Source organism: Serratia sp. JSRIV001 (assembly GCF_019968745.1).
Lineage (GTDB): Bacteria > Pseudomonadota > Gammaproteobacteria > Enterobacterales > Enterobacteriaceae > Chania > Chania fonticola_B.
Map to the genome: position 1 here is coordinate 283805 of NZ_CP074147.1, position 18307 is coordinate 302111.

At 56.5% G+C, this 18307-nt stretch carries 16 protein-coding genes; 10 read left to right on the top strand and 6 right to left on the bottom strand.

Annotation, left to right across the window (positions count from 1 at the left end):
• Nucleotides 1–72: 72 nt before the first annotated feature.
• Nucleotides 73–960 carry an AraC family transcriptional regulator gene (locus KGP17_RS01210; protein ID WP_021807974.1) on the top strand — a complete coding sequence of 296 codons (888 nt, stop codon included), beginning with the start codon at nucleotides 73–75 and terminating at the stop codon, nucleotides 958–960.
• A 147-nt stretch (nucleotides 961–1107) separates the two neighbouring features.
• Here KGP17_RS01210 and KGP17_RS01215 read toward each other — a convergent pair whose 3' ends face one another.
• From KGP17_RS01215 to KGP17_RS01235, 5 genes are all read right to left on the bottom strand, one after another.
• Complete coding sequence (locus KGP17_RS01215; protein WP_065685033.1) at nucleotides 1108–1452, bottom strand: PTS fructose-like transporter subunit IIB; 345 nt, start codon at nucleotides 1450–1452, stop codon at nucleotides 1108–1110.
• A gap of 21 nt (nucleotides 1453–1473) precedes the next feature.
• Nucleotides 1474–2370, bottom strand: coding sequence for a [formate-C-acetyltransferase]-activating enzyme (locus tag KGP17_RS01220; protein ID WP_223498727.1), 897 nt, complete (start codon nucleotides 2368–2370; stop codon nucleotides 1474–1476).
• Nucleotides 2336–4633, bottom strand: coding sequence for a formate C-acetyltransferase (locus KGP17_RS01225; protein WP_223498728.1), 2298 nt, complete (start codon nucleotides 4631–4633; stop codon nucleotides 2336–2338). The genes KGP17_RS01220 and KGP17_RS01225 overlap by 35 nt, the downstream gene beginning before the upstream one ends.
• Before the next feature lie 67 nt (nucleotides 4634–4700).
• Nucleotides 4701–5021 (bottom strand): PTS fructose-like transporter subunit IIB, encoded by a 321-nt coding sequence (locus KGP17_RS01230; RefSeq protein ID WP_021181481.1) that lies wholly within the window; start codon nucleotides 5019–5021, stop codon nucleotides 4701–4703.
• Between the two features lie 74 nt (nucleotides 5022–5095).
• Nucleotides 5096–6172, bottom strand: a complete 1077-nt coding sequence (locus KGP17_RS01235; RefSeq protein ID WP_021807970.1) for a PTS fructose transporter subunit EIIC — start codon at nucleotides 6170–6172, stop codon at nucleotides 5096–5098.
• A gap of 361 nt (nucleotides 6173–6533) precedes the next feature.
• Here KGP17_RS01235 and ptsP point away from each other — a divergent pair, with 361 nt between their 5' ends.
• Both ptsP and fsa read left to right on the top strand, forming a co-directional pair.
• Nucleotides 6534–9035 (top strand): phosphoenolpyruvate--protein phosphotransferase, encoded by a 2502-nt coding sequence (gene ptsP / locus KGP17_RS01240; protein ID WP_223498729.1) that lies wholly within the window; start codon nucleotides 6534–6536, stop codon nucleotides 9033–9035.
• Nucleotides 9036–9086: 51 nt separating this feature from the next.
• Entirely contained in the window at nucleotides 9087–9752 is a 666-nt protein-coding gene (gene fsa / locus KGP17_RS01245) for a fructose-6-phosphate aldolase (RefSeq protein ID WP_223498730.1), read from the top strand.
• A gap of 88 nt (nucleotides 9753–9840) precedes the next feature.
• Here fsa and KGP17_RS01250 read toward each other — a convergent pair whose 3' ends face one another.
• A complete protein-coding gene (locus KGP17_RS01250) occupies nucleotides 9841–10668 on the bottom strand; it encodes a dienelactone hydrolase family protein (protein ID WP_166733875.1) in 828 nt (275 codons plus the stop codon).
• 302 nt (nucleotides 10669–10970) lie between these two features.
• Here KGP17_RS01250 and udp point away from each other — a divergent pair, with 302 nt between their 5' ends.
• The 7 genes from udp to ubiE all read left to right on the top strand — a co-directional run bounded on the left by udp (nucleotide 10971) and on the right by ubiE (nucleotide 18303).
• Entirely contained in the window at nucleotides 10971–11732 is a 762-nt protein-coding gene (udp, locus tag KGP17_RS01255; protein ID WP_021807966.1) for a uridine phosphorylase, read from the top strand.
• A gap of 151 nt (nucleotides 11733–11883) precedes the next feature.
• The gene (locus KGP17_RS01260; RefSeq protein ID WP_209524141.1) at nucleotides 11884–12666 is read left to right on the top strand and encodes a tyrosine-protein phosphatase; all 783 of its coding nucleotides are present in this window, start codon (nucleotides 11884–11886) and stop codon (nucleotides 12664–12666) included.
• Between the two features lie 86 nt (nucleotides 12667–12752).
• On the top strand, nucleotides 12753–13283 hold the full coding sequence (locus tag KGP17_RS01265) for a DedA family protein (protein ID WP_024485458.1): 531 nt from the start codon (nucleotides 12753–12755) through the stop codon (nucleotides 13281–13283).
• Between the two features lie 285 nt (nucleotides 13284–13568).
• Nucleotides 13569–14357, top strand: a complete 789-nt coding sequence (locus KGP17_RS01270) for a histidine phosphatase family protein (RefSeq protein ID WP_081050576.1) — start codon at nucleotides 13569–13571, stop codon at nucleotides 14355–14357.
• A gap of 108 nt (nucleotides 14358–14465) precedes the next feature.
• The gene (locus tag KGP17_RS01275) at nucleotides 14466–15779 is read left to right on the top strand and encodes an OprD family outer membrane porin (protein WP_021807962.1); all 1314 of its coding nucleotides are present in this window, start codon (nucleotides 14466–14468) and stop codon (nucleotides 15777–15779) included.
• Nucleotides 15780–15921: 142 nt separating this feature from the next.
• Entirely contained in the window at nucleotides 15922–17469 is a 1548-nt protein-coding gene (rmuC, locus tag KGP17_RS01280; RefSeq protein ID WP_223498731.1) for a DNA recombination protein RmuC, read from the top strand.
• A gap of 78 nt (nucleotides 17470–17547) precedes the next feature.
• The gene (gene ubiE / locus KGP17_RS01285; protein ID WP_021181470.1) at nucleotides 17548–18303 is read left to right on the top strand and encodes a bifunctional demethylmenaquinone methyltransferase/2-methoxy-6-polyprenyl-1,4-benzoquinol methylase UbiE; all 756 of its coding nucleotides are present in this window, start codon (nucleotides 17548–17550) and stop codon (nucleotides 18301–18303) included.
• Nucleotides 18304–18307: the final 4 nt, after the last annotated feature.

Consider the following 18307-nt stretch of genomic DNA (forward strand, 5'->3'; position numbering starts at 1 on the left):
TCCCGCGTTTTCCTCGCCGCTATTGGTTATTATCAAGTCTCGTTGTTCACTTGGTTTGAAGGATTATTCCCGATGAAACACCCGCTGGTGGCCGTGTTGGCTCCGCTGCTCGATGACGGGCAGGGGATCCGGCAGGTTTATTTTGCCGGTAACCAACATCCGGCCCCGGAGCTGGCTTATCAGGTAGGCTTTCCACGCCTTGAGCTGGTGGTGGACGGGGAGCAGGAAATGGAGTGGGAGGGCAGCCAGGGAGTGCGGCAACAACAGATACTGCTGCCGGGGGATGTGCTGTTTGTCCCGGCGCAAGGCTGGAACAGCCCGCGCTGGCAGCAACCTACAACCACGCTCAGCCTGTTGTTTGGCAAGCAGCAACTCGGCTATAGCCTGCTGGGCTGGGATGGGGAAAACACGCTGCCGCTGGGTAAGGATAACGTGGCGCGCCGTGGCCCGCGTGTGGGGTCGTTCATGTTGCAGGCGCTTAACGAACTCTCCTGGCATCAGAGCGATCAGCCTACCGCGCGTTTCCTGGTAAAGGGCTTGCTGAGCCATGCGCTCGATCTGTTTGGCACCTCGGTGAGAACCGCCTCGCGCAGCCAGGCGCTGTTTGATGCGGTGCGGGGTCACCTGGAGGAACATTATCGTGAGCCGCTTACCCGCGAGTCGGTGGCCCAGGCGTTTTATATCTCACCGAATTACCTTTCTCATCTGTTCCAGAAGGCCGGTGGCATCGGGTTTAACGAATATCTTAATCACGTGCGGCTGGAGCAGGCGAAGCACCTGCTCAAACGCTATGACATGAAGGTGAAAGAGGTGGCGCACGCCTGCGGGTTTGTCGACAGTAACTATTTCTGCCGCCTGTTTCGCAAGAACACCGAACGTTCCCCGTCGGAGTATCGCGGTCAATACCACAGTGAACTGGGCCCCTCACCCCAACCCTCTTCCACAGGGAGAGGGAGTTGATAGCCCTTGCTCTTTTGCAAGTATAGAGTCCATATCAGCAAATGCTATCGTCCCCTCATCCAAGGTGAGTCACTGCAATTTCAAGCACACTCGATCGGTCCCCTCTCCTTGGGGAGAGGGTTAGGGTGAGGGGGGCTAACACCGTAGTTAAACTACGCGGATATGCGTTTCCTGGGGCGAAGCGGCTGCCTTGCGTACCGCACTGAGCGCCTTCTCCGGCGTGCGCAGAAAGGTGTTGATGCCGATCTGCACGCAGCGGTGGTGCTCAAAACGCTCACTTTCCGCCAGCAGAATATCGCTGATCAACAGCACCACGTCGGCCTGGGCAAGATCGTCCGCCGTCAGCGAATTTTCAATCCCCAATGCACCCTGGGTTTCTACTTTGACCGGCCATTTCTCCTGCGTGCACAGTTTTTCCAGCCGCTCGGCAGCCATGTAGGTATGGGCGACCCCGCTGATACAGGCCGTTACCGCTACGAGTTTTATCGTCATGTCAGCCCCTTTTTCTGCTGTTCAACCGCCAATGATCACCCGGTAACCCGCCTGTTGCGCCATCGCCTGTAAGGGAGCGATCTGTAGTTCCGTTGGGGCCGCTACGCCGCGCATGACATATTCGCGCCCCAGCAGGCTATATTTCGCCTCGCCGTACTGATGAAAAGGCAGCAGATGGATCTCTTGTAGCCCAAAAGGCGCCAGGAATGCCAGCACCTGCGCCATATTCTCCGTGCTCAAAGTGTAGCCGGGTATTAACGGCAGGCGCGGGATCAGGTTAACTCCGCGCTGCACCAGCGCGGTAAAGTTTGCCAGCACCCGTGGCAGATTGATGTTCAACTGATGTTTGGCGGCCTCGGCATCCATGATTTTCAGATCGAACAGGACTTGGTCGCAGTGTTCTGCCAGGGCCAGCACCTGGGCCTGCGAGGCATCTCCGGCGGTTTCAACGGCGGTATTGATGCCCAACGCCTGCAAGCGCTGCAACAGTTGGGTGGCAAACTCGGCTTGCATCAGTACTTCGCCACCGGAAAGCGTCACCCCGCCGCCGGAGGTGCGATAAAACACCTCATCCTTGAGGATTTGCTGTAACAGCGCCTCCAGCGTGATGTTTTGCCCGATCAGTTCCATCGCTCCGCTTGGGCACTCCTGTGCGTCGTTCAGGCAGGGTTGGCATCGCAGGCATTTGGCCTCGCGCCGCACGCGATGGATCTTGCCGGACATCGACTCCGGGTTGGCACACCAAGGGCAGCTATGTGGGCAGCCTTTGAAAAACACCACGGTGCGGATACCGTGGCCGTCGTTCAGTGAATAACGCTGAATATTGAAGATCCGGGCCTGTGGCTCTGCGGGCGTCGCCCGGGAAAACCCGGGCGTGATCAGGTTACAGTTGATGCGCTGTACGGCGGATGATGTCATCCTGGATCTCCTTCGACAGCTCCACGAAGAATGCGCTATAGCCGGCAACACGCACCACCAGCCCGGCGAAGTCCTGTGGCCTGGCCTGCGCTTCCTTCAGCGTTTCGGCATTCACCACGTTGAACTGCACGTGTTGTAGCTTGAGCTTGGTAAAGGCCCCGAGGAAATCAGCCAGTTTATTCAGCCCTTGCTGACCTTCCAGCGTACTTGGGGTGAATTTTACGTTTAGCAGCGTACCGTTGGAGAGCAGGTAGTTATCCAGCTTGCTCACCGATTTCAGCACCGCCGTCGGCCCCTGGCCATCCTGGCCGAGCATTGGCGAAAGCCCGCCGTCCGCCAATTGTTCCCCTGCATAGCGCCCGTCTGGTGTGGCTCCCACCACCGCCCCCAATGGCACGTGGGCAGAAACGGTATAAGATCCGGGGGTAAATTGACCGCCGCGCGGGTTACGGTACTGTTCCACCTCTTTGCAGTAAAATCGCAGCAGATCGGCACTGATCAGGTCAACTTCGTCGATATCATTGCCGTATTTGTCGAAGCGGTTGATCAACCGTGCGCGGATCTTTTCCCCTTCCGGCGTGGCGAAGTTGGCCTTCAGCGTGGCCAGTAGCTCATCAAAGCTCAGGCGCTGTTGATCGAACACCAGGCCTTTCAGGGCAAACAGCGAATCGCTCAGGTTGGCGATGCCGATACCTTGTACCCCGGAGAAGTTGTAGCGTGCGCCGCCTTCGGTGATGTCTTTGCCGTTTTGCAGGCAGTCATCGATAAAGGAAGACAGCAGCGGCACCGGTGCCCAGTCGCGGTGGCCGATATCGCAGATGTTGCTGCCTTCGGCCATCAGCCGGACGTAATGACGGATCTTTTCGCGAATGTGATCCAGCAACTGCGGATAGGTGAGGCTGGCGTTGCCTTCGTTATCCAGCAGCGTCAACTCCATCACTTTCAGCAGGTTGAACATGGCAATGTCGTGCAGGCCGTAGGTGCGCCCTGGGATCGACAGCTCAACACAGCCCACCACCGCATAATCACGCGCATCTTCCAGTGAGACGCCACGGTTCAGGAACGCTGGCACCACCACCTCATCGTTAAAGATTTGCGGAATACCGGTGCCGAGGCGGATGGTTTCGGCGGTTTTCAGCAGGAATGGCCGATCGATGAACTCATTGACCCGCACGCCCAGGTTCGGCTGCGGCAGGCGGATATTCTGGTAGGCATCCAGGCACAGGAAAGACAGCACGTTGACCGCGCTGCGGCCGGTTTCCGTCAGGCCGCCCAGCAAGATGGTATAGCCGGTAGGGAACCCTGCGAAATAACGAGCACTGGAAGTAGAGCGCAGCAGCACGATGTCGTTGCATTTCACCCACAGGCTTTCCAGCAGCTCCTTCAGGAAGGCCGGATCCTGCCCCTGATTGAGGGAGGCTTGATAAAATGGCAGCATGTACTGATCGAAACGGCCCAGCGACAGGGAGCTGGCGTTGGATTCATACTGCAAAATGATGTTCATATACCAGAACAGCTGACACGCCTGGTAGAAATCCTGCGGCTTGTGGTGGGCGTTGTGGCTGGAGATCTCGGCGATGCGCAGCAGCTCGGCGTGACGAGTCTCATCGCTGCATTGCTCCGCCATTTGGCGTGCCAGGCTGGCATAGCGCAGGATATGGCGCTGTGAGGCATGTAACAACAATAGTGCGGCAGCATAAAATGCGTTGTCTGGCTGCTGATCCGCATGGCTTTGCAGTTCGGCTAGCAGGCTATCCAGGCCGTTATTCAGCAGGCGCGGATAATCGATGATGATATGCCCCTGGCCCTTATCTGTCTGGTTGACGCTGAAAATCTGGGTCTGGGTAGCGGCTTTAACCTCCTCTGACATCTGGCCGTTGATGAAATCCTTCATTGAACGTTTTTCCCAATAAGGGTAAAGCTGCTCGCGATACACCTGCTTGTCCGCTTCGGAAATGGCAAAGCGATCCTGCGGACGGGTTGGGAAAGCATCCAGTTCTTTCAGCAGCCAGTAAGGGTCCATCTCTGGCGACACGATCCCGGCCCGCGGCTTCACCGTACGGTTACCGGCAATCAGTTCATCTTCCCGCAGGGTGATTGCCACGTGATCGAGAATATAGGCGGTTGCCTTGGCACGGCGGATGATGGTGGGTTCTCCCTCGGTCTGCCGGTGGCTGGCGGTATAGAGCAGTGCGCGTTCGAGTGAAATTTCACGCGGGGCGGAGAACAGGGCGGCTTTTAGACGTTCGATCCGGGAGATCATCACATTTTCCTTTTGTGCGGTAATGGGGCGGGAAAACCCGGCACGTCGTGCCGGGCTGGCTGAGCGGTTAAGCCTTTTGCGCTAAATGGGCGGCAATCTTCTCCATGATGGCATCGGCTCGTTTTACCGCGTCGCTGATGGCCACGCGTACCACGGTTTTCCCTTTAAAACGTTCTTCAAACTTGATGCCGATATCCTTGGTCAGGATCACCACGTCGGCGGCTGCCACGTCTTCGGCCGTCAGTTCGTTTTCCAGGCCGATGGAGCCTTGGGTTTCAACTTTGCACTGCCAGCCTTGCGCTTTGGCGGAACGCTCGATGGCCTCGGCAGCCATGTAGGTATGGGCAACGCCAGATGGACAAGCGGTTACAGCGATAATCATGGTCATGGAAAACTCCTCAAAATGGTATGCGTGTCTTGCAAGCTGCACTGTGATTAGCGGCAGCTTGCAGGCGTATTTATTCAGTTAATTTCGAAATCCAAGTCCAGATCATCCTGGGCGACTTTAGTAGCCTGTTTCTTGGCAGCAAAGCTTTTCAGCAGGTTAACCAGCAGGGCGGTGACCACCATGCCCACCAGCAGCGCGGCTACGTAGCCCAGCTTGCCTTCAACGACTGGCAGCACAATCAGACCACCCCAACCGGCGTAGCACTGTGCACCCACCAACGCGGCCGTCACGGCGGCGCAGGCAGAACCAATCATGATGGAGGGGATCACGCGCAGCGGATCGGCAGCGGCGAACGGGATAGCCCCTTCGGTAACGCCGACGCAGCCCATCAGCAGTGCAGCTTTACCCGCTTCGCGCTCTTCTGGGGTGTAGTATTTGCGGCCAATCAGCGTGGCGAATCCCAGGCCGAGCGGTGGGGTGGCGATGGCAACGGCCGCGATGGCGACCACCGAATACACGCCCTGAGCGACGCAGATCAGCATAAAGGCGTAGGCCACCTTGTTAACCGGGCCGCCCATGTCAAACGCCAACATCAGGCCCATGATGATGGCCAGCACGACGATGCTGCCCTGCTGCATACCTTGCAGCCAGTGGGTCAGGCCGTTGGTCAGAGCGCCAACCGGTTCACCCAGGCCCCACATCATGATGCCTGCGGTAAGCAGGGTGCCGATGATTGGGATCACGAAGATCGGCATCACCGAGCGCAGGATCTTCGGCACCGGGATCTTCTTGAGATAGAACACAATAATCCCGCCCAGCAGGCCAGCGATGATCGCCCCGAAGAAACCAGCCCCGAAGGATGCGCCTACCCAGGCCCCAATCGCCGAGGGAGCCAGCGCGGAGCGATCCGAGATGGAGTAGCCGATATAGGCCGCCAGGAAAGGCACCATCAACGTCAATCCAGCCACGCCGATATCAAACAGTTTTTTCAGGTTAGGGTCCGTCGCCGCATCGGGGACAGCCCCTTTGCCATACAGCATCACGGAGATAGCCAGCAAAATGCCGCCGGCGACCACAAACGGGATCATATGGGAGACGCCGGTCATCAAGTGCTGGCGTGTGTTTCTTAGAATAGTGAGTAGCTCTTTCATCGTTCACTCCCTGGCCGCAACCAGCGTGCTTCTGAGATAAAACCACCGGGGAATGACCCCTGATGGATAAAGGTTGTTGGCTATCACAATAGGCATCTGGCGGAACTATCAACAGTGGATAAAATTGCCATTTACTGGATTTTTGTATTGTCTGGAGAAAAGTGCGATCTAACTCAAAGTGTGCGACAGAATAAACCGGGCTTGTGGCAACGGGCTTTGTGAGCGGCATCGCATTTATGCCGTCAGGATACATTTGTCCAGTGTTTGACATTTTTATCCGATAGCTCTGGGCCGCGCTGCGCTTTTATCCTTGTGGCAAACCGGTGTTGTTCACCGCTGCTTTTGGTATGAGGAAAGAGTGATGGCGAAATTTGTGACGTTTACCTGCGCGCTGCCCAACGGGGTACATGCCCGCCCAGCCAGCCATATCGAAACCCTGTGCAACGGTTTCCGTTCCCGCTTTGAATGGCACAACTCGCGTAGCGGCCTGCGTGGCGACGGCAAAAGCGTGTTGTCACTGATCGGTACCGATACTTTGCTGGGTGATGAATGCCGCATCACTATCGAAGGGGAAGATGAACAGGCGGCGTTTGAGCGCCTGAGCCAGTTTATCCAACATGAATTCCCGCACTGCGACGAAGCGTTGCCACAGGTGAATGACCAGGCAGAGCAGGAGCCTATCCCGCAGTCTTTGGCTAACCTGAACCCAACGCTGGTACGCGCTCGCTCCGTCAACCAAGGCACCGCCAATGGCAAACTGGTGCATCTGGCGCGGATAGATTTAAACGCCCTGATGTTGCCGCCTACGCAATCTGTTGAACAGGAGCAGCAGCAGTTGGCCGAAGGGTTGACGCGCTTCGGCAAGGCGTTGGATCTGCAACTGATGGGCGGTAACGGCACCACCACGGCGGTGCTGGAAGCGCATCGCTCCTTGCTACGTGACGGCGCATTCCGCCAGCACCTGCTTGATGGCGTGTTGGCAGGGGAAAGTTGTGCCGCTGCCATTGTGGCCACTGCAGCCCACTTCAGCCAGCAACTGGCACAGTCTGCCAGTGCCTATCTGCGCGAGCGCGAGCTGGATATTCGTGATGTCAGCTTCCAGCTGTTACAGCAAATTTATGGCGAGCAGCGCTTCCCGGCGCAGCAGGCACTGAGTGTAGACAGCATTTGCATCACCGATGAACTGACCCCGAGCCAATTCCTGGAGCTGGACAAGCGTTATTTGAAAGGCCTGTTGCTGGGCAGCGGTGGCAGCACCTCACATACGGTGATCCTAGCGCGCTCCTTTAACATTCCAACCCTGGTTGGCGTTGATGCCGCTGCAATGCTGCCATATTTGAATCAATCGGTGCAGATCGACGGCGATCTTGGGCTGGTGGCCTGCGATCTCAGCGAACCGGTTCGTCGCTATTATCAGCAGGAGCAGTGGCTGAGCGAGCAGATCCGCAGCCAGCAAAGCGCCTATCTTGATCAACCGGGGCGTACGGCCGACGGTGTGCGGATGGAAGTTGCCGCCAATATCGCCCATGCGGTAGAAGCGGAGGCGGCCTTCGGCAACGGTGCAGAGGCAGTAGGCCTGTTCCGTACCGAAATGCTGTATATGGATCGCCTGACCGCGCCTTCCGAAGATGAGCTTTACAACATTTACTGCCAGGCAGTGGAAGCCGCAGCAGGCAAGACGATCATCGTGCGTACCATGGATATCGGCGGCGACAAGCCGGTGGATTATCTGAACATCCCGGCCGAAAACAACCCGTTCCTCGGTTACCGGGCGGTGCGTATCTATCAGGAATTCCTGCCGCTGTTCCGCACCCAGCTACGCTCGATCCTGCGTGCTTCGGCACATGGTCCGCTGAAGATCATGATCCCGATGATCTCCTCAATGGAAGAGATCCTGTGGGTGAAGGATCAACTGGCCGAAGTGAAGCAATCGCTGCGTGCCGGACAGATCCCGTTCGACGAAAAAATTCCGCTCGGCATCATGCTGGAAGTGCCTTCGGTGCTGTTTATCATCGACCAGTGCTGTGAGGAGATCGACTTCTTCAGTATCGGCAGCAACGATCTGACGCAGTACCTGCTGGCGGTGGATCGTGATAATGCCAAGGTCATCAAGCACTACAACAGCCTGAACCCGGCGTTCCTGCGTGGGTTGGATCATGCGGTGCGTGAAGTGCACCGACATGGCAAATGGATCGGCCTGTGTGGCGAGCTGGGGGCGAAAGGTTCGGTGTTGCCACTGCTGGTGGGTATGGGGCTGGATGAGATCAGCATGAGCGCGCCTTCCATTGCCGCCACCAAAACCCGCCTGGCCAAGCTGGACAGCCGCGAATGCCGTTTGCTGCTCAACCGGGCCATGGCCTGCCGTACTTCGCTGGAAGTGGAACACCTGCTGGCCCAGTTCCGTATGGAGCAAAGCGATGCGCCGCTGATCACGCCGGAATGCATTGCCCTGGGGGCAGATTGGCGCAGCAAAGAAGAGGTGATCAAAGGGATGGCAGATAACCTGCTGCTGGCCGGGCGTTGCCGTTACCCCCGTAATCTTGCCGCCGATTTGTGGGCGCGTGAGGCGGTATTCTCCACCGGCCTGGGCTTTGGCTTTGCCATTCCGCATACCAAATCTGAACATATTGAACAGTCCACCATCAGCGTGGCCAAGCTGGCGCAGCCGGTTGTTTGGGGCGATGAAGAGGCGCAGTTCGTGATCATGCTGACCCTTAATAAACATGCCGCCGGCGACCAGCATATGCGTATTTTCTCCAAGCTGGCGCGGCGCATCATGCATGAAGGTTTCCGTGACGCACTGGTAAACGCAGTGTCTGCCCAACAGGTAGAAGCGTTGCTGAAACAAGAGCTTGAACTGTAATCCATTTTTGGGCGCTGCGGCGCCCTTCATTTTTAGCCTTGAGGAGCAACTATGGAACTCTATCTGGATACTGCCGACATCAATGCGGTAAAACGTCTGGCACGTGTGTTGCCGTTGCAAGGGGTGACAACTAACCCGAGCATTGTGGCAGCGTCACGCACGTCGCTATGGGAAGTGCTGCCCGCTTTACGCGATATCATCGGTGGTGAAGGGAAGCTGTTTGCCCAGGTGATGGCGACCACGGCCGAGCAGATGGTTGAAGAGGCGGTCATGCTTCACCAGCGCGTTCCTGGCGTGGTGGTGAAAGTACCTGTGACGAGTGAAGGGCTGGCCGCGATCAAAATCCTGCAAGGCTTGGCTGTTCCAACGCTGGGGACGGCAGTGTATGGGGCAGCACAGGGGCTGCTTTCTGCCTTGGCAGGGGCGAAGTATGTGGCACCTTACGTCAACCGCGTGGATGCCCAGGGTGGCAATGGCATTGCTACCGTGCAGGAGTTACAGCACTTGTTAGAACTGCACGCCCCGCAGGCCAAGGTGCTGGCCGCCAGCTTCAAGACTCCACGTCAGGCACTGGAGTGCCTGTTGGCAGGTTGTGAAGCTATTACCTTATCGGTCGATGTCGCAGAGCAGTTTATCAGCGCCCCGGCGGTGCAGGCGGCGGTTGAGAAGTTCGAGCACGATTGGCACGGTGCGTTCGGCACTTTGTCACTGAGCTAAGTTAGTTGCTTAACTGACAAGCATCAGGGGCACTTGCTGCCCCTGAAACTGCTGATATTTCCCTCCTAACTCGGCATATTGCGCCCGTCTATTTCACGCCATGCTGGCTGAACCAGGCCAACATGCGCTGCCAACCGTCGGCGGAAGCCTCCGCGTTATAGCTTGGCCGGTAATCGGCGTGGAAAGCATGACCCGCTTCTGGATAAACCACGATTTCCGCATCGGCATTGGCCGCTCTGATCGCCTTGCGCATGGTTTCCACCGTTTCCTGCGGAATGCTGCCATCCTGGCCACCGTATAGCCCAAGTACCGGCGCCGAAAGATCGGTGGCGATATCAACCGGGTGCTTCGGCGAATTCAAGGTTTTCTCCCCCACCAGCTTGCCGTACCAGGCCACTGCCGCTTTCAGCTGCGGATTATGCGCGGCATACAGCCAGGTGATGCGACCGCCCCAGCAGAAACCGGTGATCGCCAACTTGCCGGCATCGCCGCCGTGGCGCGTTGCCCAGTGCGCAGCGTGATCCAGATCCGCCAATACCTGGCTGTCAGGCACCTTGCTGACCAGCTTTTGCATCAGCTCGCTGATTTCGCTGTACTCTCTGGCATCGCCTTGGCGGAAATAGAGTTCTGGAGCGATGGCAAGATAACCCTGCTTGGCCAGGCGGCGGCACAGATCCTGAATGTGCTCATGCACGCCAAAGATTTCCTGCACGACCAGCACAATGGGGAACGGCCCTTGATGATGGGCCGGTTTGGCGATATAGGCTGGCAGATCGTCCCCCTGCGAAGGGATGGTGGTTTCCCCCACGTGTATATCCTGCACATCGGTCAGAATGGTTGAGGTGGCCAACGGTGCGACGGCCGGGGTAAATCCCCCTTTGGCCTGTTTTAACGTCATTTGTTGTTCTGTTTTCATTGATTGCAGGCTCCATGCGTTAGAGAAAAAGCGCGGCAGTTAACTATAGGCAGATTAGCGCTTATTAGCATCGCATGGCGAATTTTCGCGCAGGATAGCAATGGCTGCTCAGGCAGCAAGTTGGTATAAACTGAATGGAGATTAAGCGTGTCAGGGTTTTTTATGTGATATTAATCACAAAAATAATGTAGATGAATTTCTGTTTCTTTATTCAAGGTGATGATCATCACGAAATTTAACAGCGATTGTCAGTAGAATCTCTGTTTGTTCCTCCCAAAAACCGTATCCATGAGGAGTCCCCCATGTCTCAGTCTGACGTTTTCCACCTCGGTCTCACTAAAAACGATCTGCAAGGCGCTACATTGGCCATCGTCCCTGGCGATCCGCAGCGTGTTGAGAAAATTGCCAAGCTGATGGAAAACCCGGTTCATCTGGCTTCCCACCGCGAATTTACCTCTTGGCGTGCAGAACTGGATGGCAAGGCAGTGATCGTGTGCTCAACCGGTATCGGTGGCCCGTCTACCTCGATCGCCGTTGAAGAGTTGGCACAGCTGGGTATCCGTACCTTCCTGCGTATCGGCACGACCGGTGCCATTCAGGCCAATATCAACGTGGGCGACGTGCTGGTGACAACCGCTGCTGTGCGCCTCGACGGTGCCAGCTTGCACTTTGCCCCAATGGAATTCCCGGCAGTGGCAGACTTTGCCTGTACCACTGCGCTGGTTGAAGCCGCCAAGGCTAGCGGTGCTACCACGCATATCGGCGTGACCGCCTCTTCCGATACCTTCTACCCAGGCCAGGAACGTTACGACACCTATTCCGGCCGTGTGGTCAGCCGCTTTAAAGGCTCAATGGAAGAGTGGCAGGCGATGGGCGTGATGAACTATGAAATGGAATCCGCCACTCTGCTGACCATGTGCGCCAGTCAGGGCCTGCGTGCGGGGATGGTTGCCGGTGTGATCGTTAACCGCACCCAGCAAGAGATCCCGAATGCGGAAACCATGAAGAAGACTGAAAGCCAGGCGGTGCAAATCGTCGTTGAGGCTGCTCGCCGTCTGCTGTAATCCCCGTTAAAAGCGGGCCGTTTGACGGCCCGTTTCTCCTTCTGTTACGGTTACCCCCTCTGTGTCATGCTGCTGGCCTGCTGCTGCTGGGGTCTTGCCATTGCTGGCCGTATGGCAGCTAATCTCAAGACAATCAACATAAAGGACGTCTATGACCGCTCAGATTTTGCTCCATCCTTCACTTGCGCCGCTAGACGGTGGCATCAACTTCCGCGATTTAGGCGGCAACAGTGTGGCCGATGGCCGCCGCATCAAACGCGGGCTGCTGTTTCGTTCCGGCGCTCTGGATCGCTTGAGTGAAAACGACTGTAGCTACCTGGCTCAGGTGCCAATGCGCTCGGTGCTGGATTACCGCGACTTCGACGAAGTGCAGGCTAAACCTGACGTGCTATGGTCGGGAGCCGATTATTACCATGTGCCGGCCAACCCGCTCAGCAGCGAAGTGAATGCCAACCTTGAAAAACTCACCGACGAAACGCTGGCCAAGTTTGATGCCCGGGCCTTTATGCTGGAGCTGTACCGCCGCCTGCCGTTCAATAACGCCGCCTATCGCCAACTGGCGCAGCTGCTGGCTCAGCCTGAAGGCGGTGCGATTGTGCAGCACTGTGCGGTAGGCAAAGACCGTACCGGAGTTGGTTCGGCGATGGTACTGCTGGCGCTGGGTGCGGATGAGGCTACGGTAATGGAAGATTATCTGCTGACGGAAACCACGCTGGCGAGCTACCGTGAACATATGCTGGATCAGATCTCCAGCCGCCTGAACGACGCCTCGGTGGCGCAGTTTGCCTATGTGCTCAGTGCACGTGAAGAGTTCCTGGCGACCGCGTTGGGCTGCATTCATGAGCAATACGGTTCCACCAACCGTTGGTTGGAGGCCGAATATGGGTTGGGGCAAAGCCAGCTCGAGACGTTGCAGGCGCTCTATCTGGAATAACGGCACCATGTTTAACCAGGGTTTAACTAGTGAGGAAGGAGGCTGCGTATCCTTGAGGTCGGATCCGTTCTCAAAAGGAGCAGGTTATGAACCTCAATGACGTGATTAACTGGGTTAGCGAAACAGTGCGCCAGCATGAAGCCTGGGCGATCCCGATCGTCTTCTTCCTGGCGTTTGGTGAGTCGCTGGCCTTCCTCTCGCTGTTGCTGCCTGCCACGGTTATTCTGCTGGGGTTGGGGGCGTTGATTGGCGAGAGCGGCATTGCCTTCTGGCCGATCTGGGCGGCGGCGGCCGCCGGTGCCTTCTTTGGTGACTGGCTCTCCTATTGGGTCGGTTATCACTATCAGGGGCGTGTAGCCCATATGTGGCCGCTGTCACGCAATCCGCAGCTGTTGGTGCGTGGCCATGCGTTTTTTGAGCGTTGGGGCGTGCTGGGTATCTTCTTTGGGCGCTTCTTCGGGCCGTTGCGCGCCGTAGTACCGCTGGTGGGGGGCATTTGTGCCATGCCGCAAACCGCGTTCCAGATCGCCAATGTGGCCTCGGCAATGGTCTGGGCCTTCGGCATCCTGGCGCCAGGCGCCTTTGGTATCAAATGGTTTACCCAGTGGATGGCATGAACCGGCGCCTTGCCAAATAACCTCATATTTTAATTATTCAGCGCACAGTGAGAATTCGATCACGAATTTATCCTTAACCGGCGTTTTTTAATTCCCTTATTTTTTTAACGGTGTTACTTTCCCAATAAGTGGATTGTTACTGTGAATAAACAGGCAAAACCCAAACCCGTTGACGAACCAATGTCATGGGTTTGGGTTTTTTTTCGCCCTTATTTTGGCAAATGATCTGCCGATGATTAAAAAAATTAACCTATAGACGTTATTTTGTTCACTAAGGAAAGATTTATGAAAATTAAAACCTGGCTACTGGCCTCCGTACTTGCCGTTTCCTCTGCTGCAGCCTTCAACGTAACCGCCGCGCAAAGCGACAGCGTCGATATCTATTTTGCCCGCCACGGTAAAACACTGCTCAATACCTACGATCGCGTGCAGGGCTGGGCTGACTCACCGCTGACACCGGCCGGGATCGAAACCGCGCGCTATCTGGGGGCCGGGTTGAAGGAGATCCCTTTCGATAGCTTCTACACCAGTGACGCTGGCCGCCAGCGTGAAACGATGCAGGTGATCCTCAAGGAAATGGGGAAGCCGGACGCTAAGGTCACGGAATTGACCGACCTGCGCGAAATGTTCTTCGGCGGTTTTGAAGGACGCGCTAACGCAGAGATGGCCGACGCTGCTGCCAAGAAGCTGGGCCTGGCCTCTGGTGCCGAGATGTTCAAGCAAATGGGCGAAGGCAAGATCAGCCTGATCCCGATGGTGGATGCCATCACGCAAAGCGATGATAAGCAAGAGGCGGAAAGCGCGCAGCAGGTCAAAACCCGTATGCAACGAGCCTTGCATACCATGGTGCAGAATGCGGTGAAGAACGGGGATAAAAACATCCTGGCGGTCTCTTCCGGGCTCTCGATGCAGATGATGATTTCCGATATGACCGATAATCCGAACAAAAATAAGCCACTGACTAATGCGGCCGTCGTCAAGATGACTTATAAAGACGGAAAATATACCGTAACCGATATTGGCGATATGACTTATGTCGCTAAAGGGAAAGCGTTACTCAATAAAGCACCTTGATTATTACCTAATAAAAATAACCCACCCTTTTGGCTCGGGGATATTATCTGGGGCGATAGCATATCGCCTCGGCAGGGATTTTCTATACCTTTTTCGGGGATAACAATAATGAAACGTTCTGCTTTAAGCTGTCTGGTCGCTATTTCGCTATTCTCCACCGCGGCCCAGGCCAGCGTTGATGACGTCCTGAATTCGCCCTTTTTCAGCGACAGCCATGCTGAACTGTCGCTGAAAAACTACTGGAAGTACCTCAAGGAAGATGCCGCCAATCCAAAAGAGGTGCATAACGCCTGGGGGCAAGGGTTGGCGCTGGGCTATCAGTCCGGCTATCTGGCGGACTTTATCGGCGTTAATCTCGATTACTACAGCGCGGTAAAGCTGGGTGCCAGTGATTACTTCAATACTCGTGGGGTGCTGTACAACAACGGCCCCGGCAACAGCAAAGAGAATGCTGCTGGCTACAGCAAGGTGGGCCAGCGCTATATCAAGCTGAAAGGCGACGTGGGTGGCGCAGCGCTGAATGCGCAGGCTGGCTGGCAGGTGTTGCGTAACTACGGCGTGATCTCCACCTCCACTCGCCTGTCGCCTACGACTTACCTGGGTTGGTCCGGTGGCGTAGCCGGTGCCGGGCTCTCTTTGCGCGGCGCGTATGTTGAACGTTCGATGGATCGTAGCTCACCCGACAGCCTGCGCTTGCAAACCAACGATGGCCGCTATATCAACCATCTTGCCAGTGCCGAGCTGGGCTATGAGAATAAAGCATTTAACGGTCAACTGGCCTACGGGGAGTCTCAGGACTATCTGCGCCGTCAGATCTTGCGTATGAGCTACAAGGTCGATGAGAAACTCAGCCTGGGCAGCCAGATTTACACCACTCAGGCGCTGGATGACTATAAACAGATGGCGCTGAGCAAGCGCAACTTCGATCATAACGCCAACCACTATGCGCTGGATGCCAAATGGCAGGAGCCGCTGTGGAGCGTCAAGGTCGGCATCGCCCATACGCGAGCGCCGAAGGGTGACGGCCAGCTTGGCTTCTATCCCCGTCATATGTCCAAAAACTCACGCGGCACCTTTACCTCCATGGCCTATGCCGGTGAAGACTATATGCGCGATGGCGAAACCATGTTGGCCACCATGGCCGAATATCGCATCACGCCTGAGTTTACTGCCGGGCTGGCGGGCAACGTTGGCCAGTTCAGCTACCAAGGTGCTGCGGTGCGTACCGGTGAGATCAACGTCTTTGGCCGCTGGGCTCCCTCCCATCCCAAGCTGAAAAACCTGACGGTATTCGCCATGGCCGGGCCGGGTTGGTCTTATAAGAACAGCAATAAAACGCCGATACTGGTGGATGGCCATTCCCAGACCTCCCACTCGCTGTCCGGCGAGTTTATCGCCGAATATCGCTTCAAACTGTTTTAATCCGCCTTATCTGCACGGTAATGCCTTGGTTACCGTGCTCACTTCCACATAAAAACAGACTGGACATCCATACAGGCTCCCTTTAACGTGGCAGGCAACAGGCGTAAAACGCGCCGCAAGTGCATGCATGACAGGAGGCAGGGTGGATACCAGTTTGGTTTACGGTATTGGTGGCGTAGCGATAGGTTTACTGCTGGGGTGGCTGATCGCCAGCCTGCGTGCGCAACAGCACGGCGCGCAACATGAAACCGACATGCGTCTGCTGGAACAGTCTTTACAGCAGGCACAGCTTGAAACTGCCTCCCGCCAAGAGACGCTGCAACGCCACGAACAGCTGCTACGGCAAAACGATCTGGAACTGCGCACCCTGCACAGCCAACTGGCCGCCGGGCAGGAGAGACTGCAACAGCTCAACCATTGGCGCAATGAATGTGAATTGCTGAACCAGGAGCTACGGGCGCAGCGTGAAGTCAACAGCGCTCAGGAAGCCGAACTGCGTGAGGTGACGATCCGCCTGGAAGAGACCCGGATGGCCGCAGAAGAGAAACAGCGGCTGTTGATCAGCAGTGAACAGCGTTTGACCACCCAGTTTGAGAATCTGGCCAACCGCATTTTCGAAAACAGCGGCCGTAAGGTAGATGAGCAAAATAAGCAAAGCCTGGATCGCCTGTTGGTGCCGTTACGCGAGCAGTTGGACGGTTTCCGCCGCCAGGTGCAGGACAGTTTTGGCCAGGAAGCACGCGAACGCCATACATTGACGCACGAAATCCGTAATCTGCAACAGTTGAATGCGCAAATGGCTCGCGAGGCGCTCAACCTCACCAAGGCGCTAAAAGGCGATAACAAAACCCAGGGCAACTGGGGCGAGGTGGTGCTGAGCCGCGTGTTGGAAGCCTCTGGCCTGCGTGAAGGACATGAGTATGAGACGCAGGTCAATGTGCGGCTGGATAGCCAAAGCCGCATGCAGCCGGACGTGATCGTGCGTTTGCCACAGGGCAAGGACGTGGTGATCGACGCCAAAATGTCGCTGGTGGCCTATGAGCGTTACTTCAACAGTGAAGATGATTTTGAACGCGAAGCAGCGTTGACCGAGCATATCACTTCGCTGCGCGGGCACATCCGTGTGCTGGGCCGTAAAGATTATCAACAGTTACCTGGCCTGCGTTCGCTGGATTATGTGCTGATGTTTATCCCGGTGGAACCCGCCTTCCTGCTGGCCATCGATCGTGAGCCGGAGCTGATTAGCGAGGCATTGCAACATAACATCATGCTGGTCAGCCCAACCACTTTGCTGGTGGCTCTGCGTACCATCACCAACCTGTGGCGCTATGAACACCAAAGCCAGAACGCCCAGCGGATCGCCGATCGCGCCGCCCGCCTGTATGACAAGATGCGCCTGTTCGTTGACGATATGTCGGCCCTGGGGCAGAGCCTGGATAGGGCGCAGGGCAGTTATCACCAGGCGATGAATAAACTGAGCGAAGGCCGTGGTAATCTTATCGGCCGGATCGAGGGCTTCCGCGCGCTTGGGGTTGAGATTAAACGTCCCATCAACCCGCTTTTGGCGCAGCAGGCATCGGAACAACAGGATGATGAGCTGCTCTCTGAGCCAGACGAGGATATCGCCTCGCTCCCGGAGGAAGATAACGACGATAGCAACGAAGAACCGCATCGCACATCGCACGGATGATACCGTTGCAAGGTGGGGTATTACGCGGCTTTCTGGTACACTCCACGACACTAAATTGACTGAATGGCAGGCAGGACAATGGCAGATCAAGCGCAGGAAACCACCGATTTTGGCTTTCGTACCGTAGCAAGAGACGAGAAGCAGGCCATGGTGGCCAACGTTTTTCACTCGGTAGCGGCAAAATATGACGTGATGAACGACCTGATGTCGTTTGGTATCCATCGTATCTGGAAGCGCTTTACCATCGATTGCAGCGGCGTGCGCCGCGGCCAGCGCGTGCTGGATCTGGCCGGTGGTACTGGCGATCTGGCCGCCAAGTTCTCCCGCATGGTCGGTGAGCAGGGGCAGGTGGTGCTGGCGGATATCAACGATTCCATGCTCAAGATGGGGCGCGAAAAGCTGCGCGACCACGGCATCGTTGGCAATATCAGCTACGTGCAGGCCAACGCCGAAGCGCTGCCGTTCCCAGATAATTATTTTGACTGCATCACCATCTCCTTTGGCCTGCGCAACGTCACCGATAAAGACAAAGCGCTGCGCTCGATGTTCCGCGTGCTGAAACCGGGTGGCCGCCTGCTGGTGCTGGAATTTTCCAAGCCGCTGCTGGAGCCGCTGAGCAAGGCTTACGACGCCTATTCCTTCCACGTGCTGCCAAAAATTGGTGAGCTGGTGGTGAAAGATCCGGACAGCTACCGCTATCTGGCAGAATCGATCCGCATGCACCCCGATCAGGAAACCCTGAAGGGGATGATGGCTGCGGCCGGTTTCGAGAACGTCAACTACTTCAACCTGACCGGCGGCATCGTGGCGCTGCACCGGGGCTTCAAGTTCTGATATG

What these genes read in the sequence shown, in the direction of transcription:
- KGP17_RS01220 (WP_223498727.1), bottom strand. Translation starts at nt 2,370, where the DNA reads ATGACATCATCCGCCGTACAGCGCATCAACTGTAACCTGATCACGCCC.
- KGP17_RS01265 (WP_024485458.1), top strand. Translation starts at nt 12,753, where the DNA reads ATGAACCTCAATGACGTGATTAACTGGGTTAGCGAAACAGTGCGCCAG.
- KGP17_RS01270 (WP_081050576.1), top strand. Translation starts at nt 13,569, where the DNA reads ATGAAAATTAAAACCTGGCTACTGGCCTCCGTACTTGCCGTTTCCTCT.
- KGP17_RS01210 (WP_021807974.1), top strand. Translation starts at nt 73, where the DNA reads ATGAAACACCCGCTGGTGGCCGTGTTGGCTCCGCTGCTCGATGACGGG.
- KGP17_RS01260 (WP_209524141.1), top strand. Translation starts at nt 11,884, where the DNA reads ATGACCGCTCAGATTTTGCTCCATCCTTCACTTGCGCCGCTAGACGGT.
- KGP17_RS01250 (WP_166733875.1), bottom strand. Translation starts at nt 10,668, where the DNA reads ATGAAAACAGAACAACAAATGACGTTAAAACAGGCCAAAGGGGGATTT.
- KGP17_RS01215 (WP_065685033.1), bottom strand. Translation starts at nt 1,452, where the DNA reads ATGACGATAAAACTCGTAGCGGTAACGGCCTGTATCAGCGGGGTCGCC.
- KGP17_RS01275 (WP_021807962.1), top strand. Translation starts at nt 14,466, where the DNA reads ATGAAACGTTCTGCTTTAAGCTGTCTGGTCGCTATTTCGCTATTCTCC.
- KGP17_RS01235 (WP_021807970.1), bottom strand. Translation starts at nt 6,172, where the DNA reads ATGAAAGAGCTACTCACTATTCTAAGAAACACACGCCAGCACTTGATG.
- KGP17_RS01230 (WP_021181481.1), bottom strand. Translation starts at nt 5,021, where the DNA reads ATGACCATGATTATCGCTGTAACCGCTTGTCCATCTGGCGTTGCCCAT.
- udp (WP_021807966.1), top strand. Translation starts at nt 10,971, where the DNA reads ATGTCTCAGTCTGACGTTTTCCACCTCGGTCTCACTAAAAACGATCTG.
- fsa (WP_223498730.1), top strand. Translation starts at nt 9,087, where the DNA reads ATGGAACTCTATCTGGATACTGCCGACATCAATGCGGTAAAACGTCTG.
- ptsP (WP_223498729.1), top strand. Translation starts at nt 6,534, where the DNA reads ATGGCGAAATTTGTGACGTTTACCTGCGCGCTGCCCAACGGGGTACAT.
- ubiE (WP_021181470.1), top strand. Translation starts at nt 17,548, where the DNA reads ATGGCAGATCAAGCGCAGGAAACCACCGATTTTGGCTTTCGTACCGTA.
- KGP17_RS01225 (WP_223498728.1), bottom strand. Translation starts at nt 4,633, where the DNA reads ATGATCTCCCGGATCGAACGTCTAAAAGCCGCCCTGTTCTCCGCCCCG.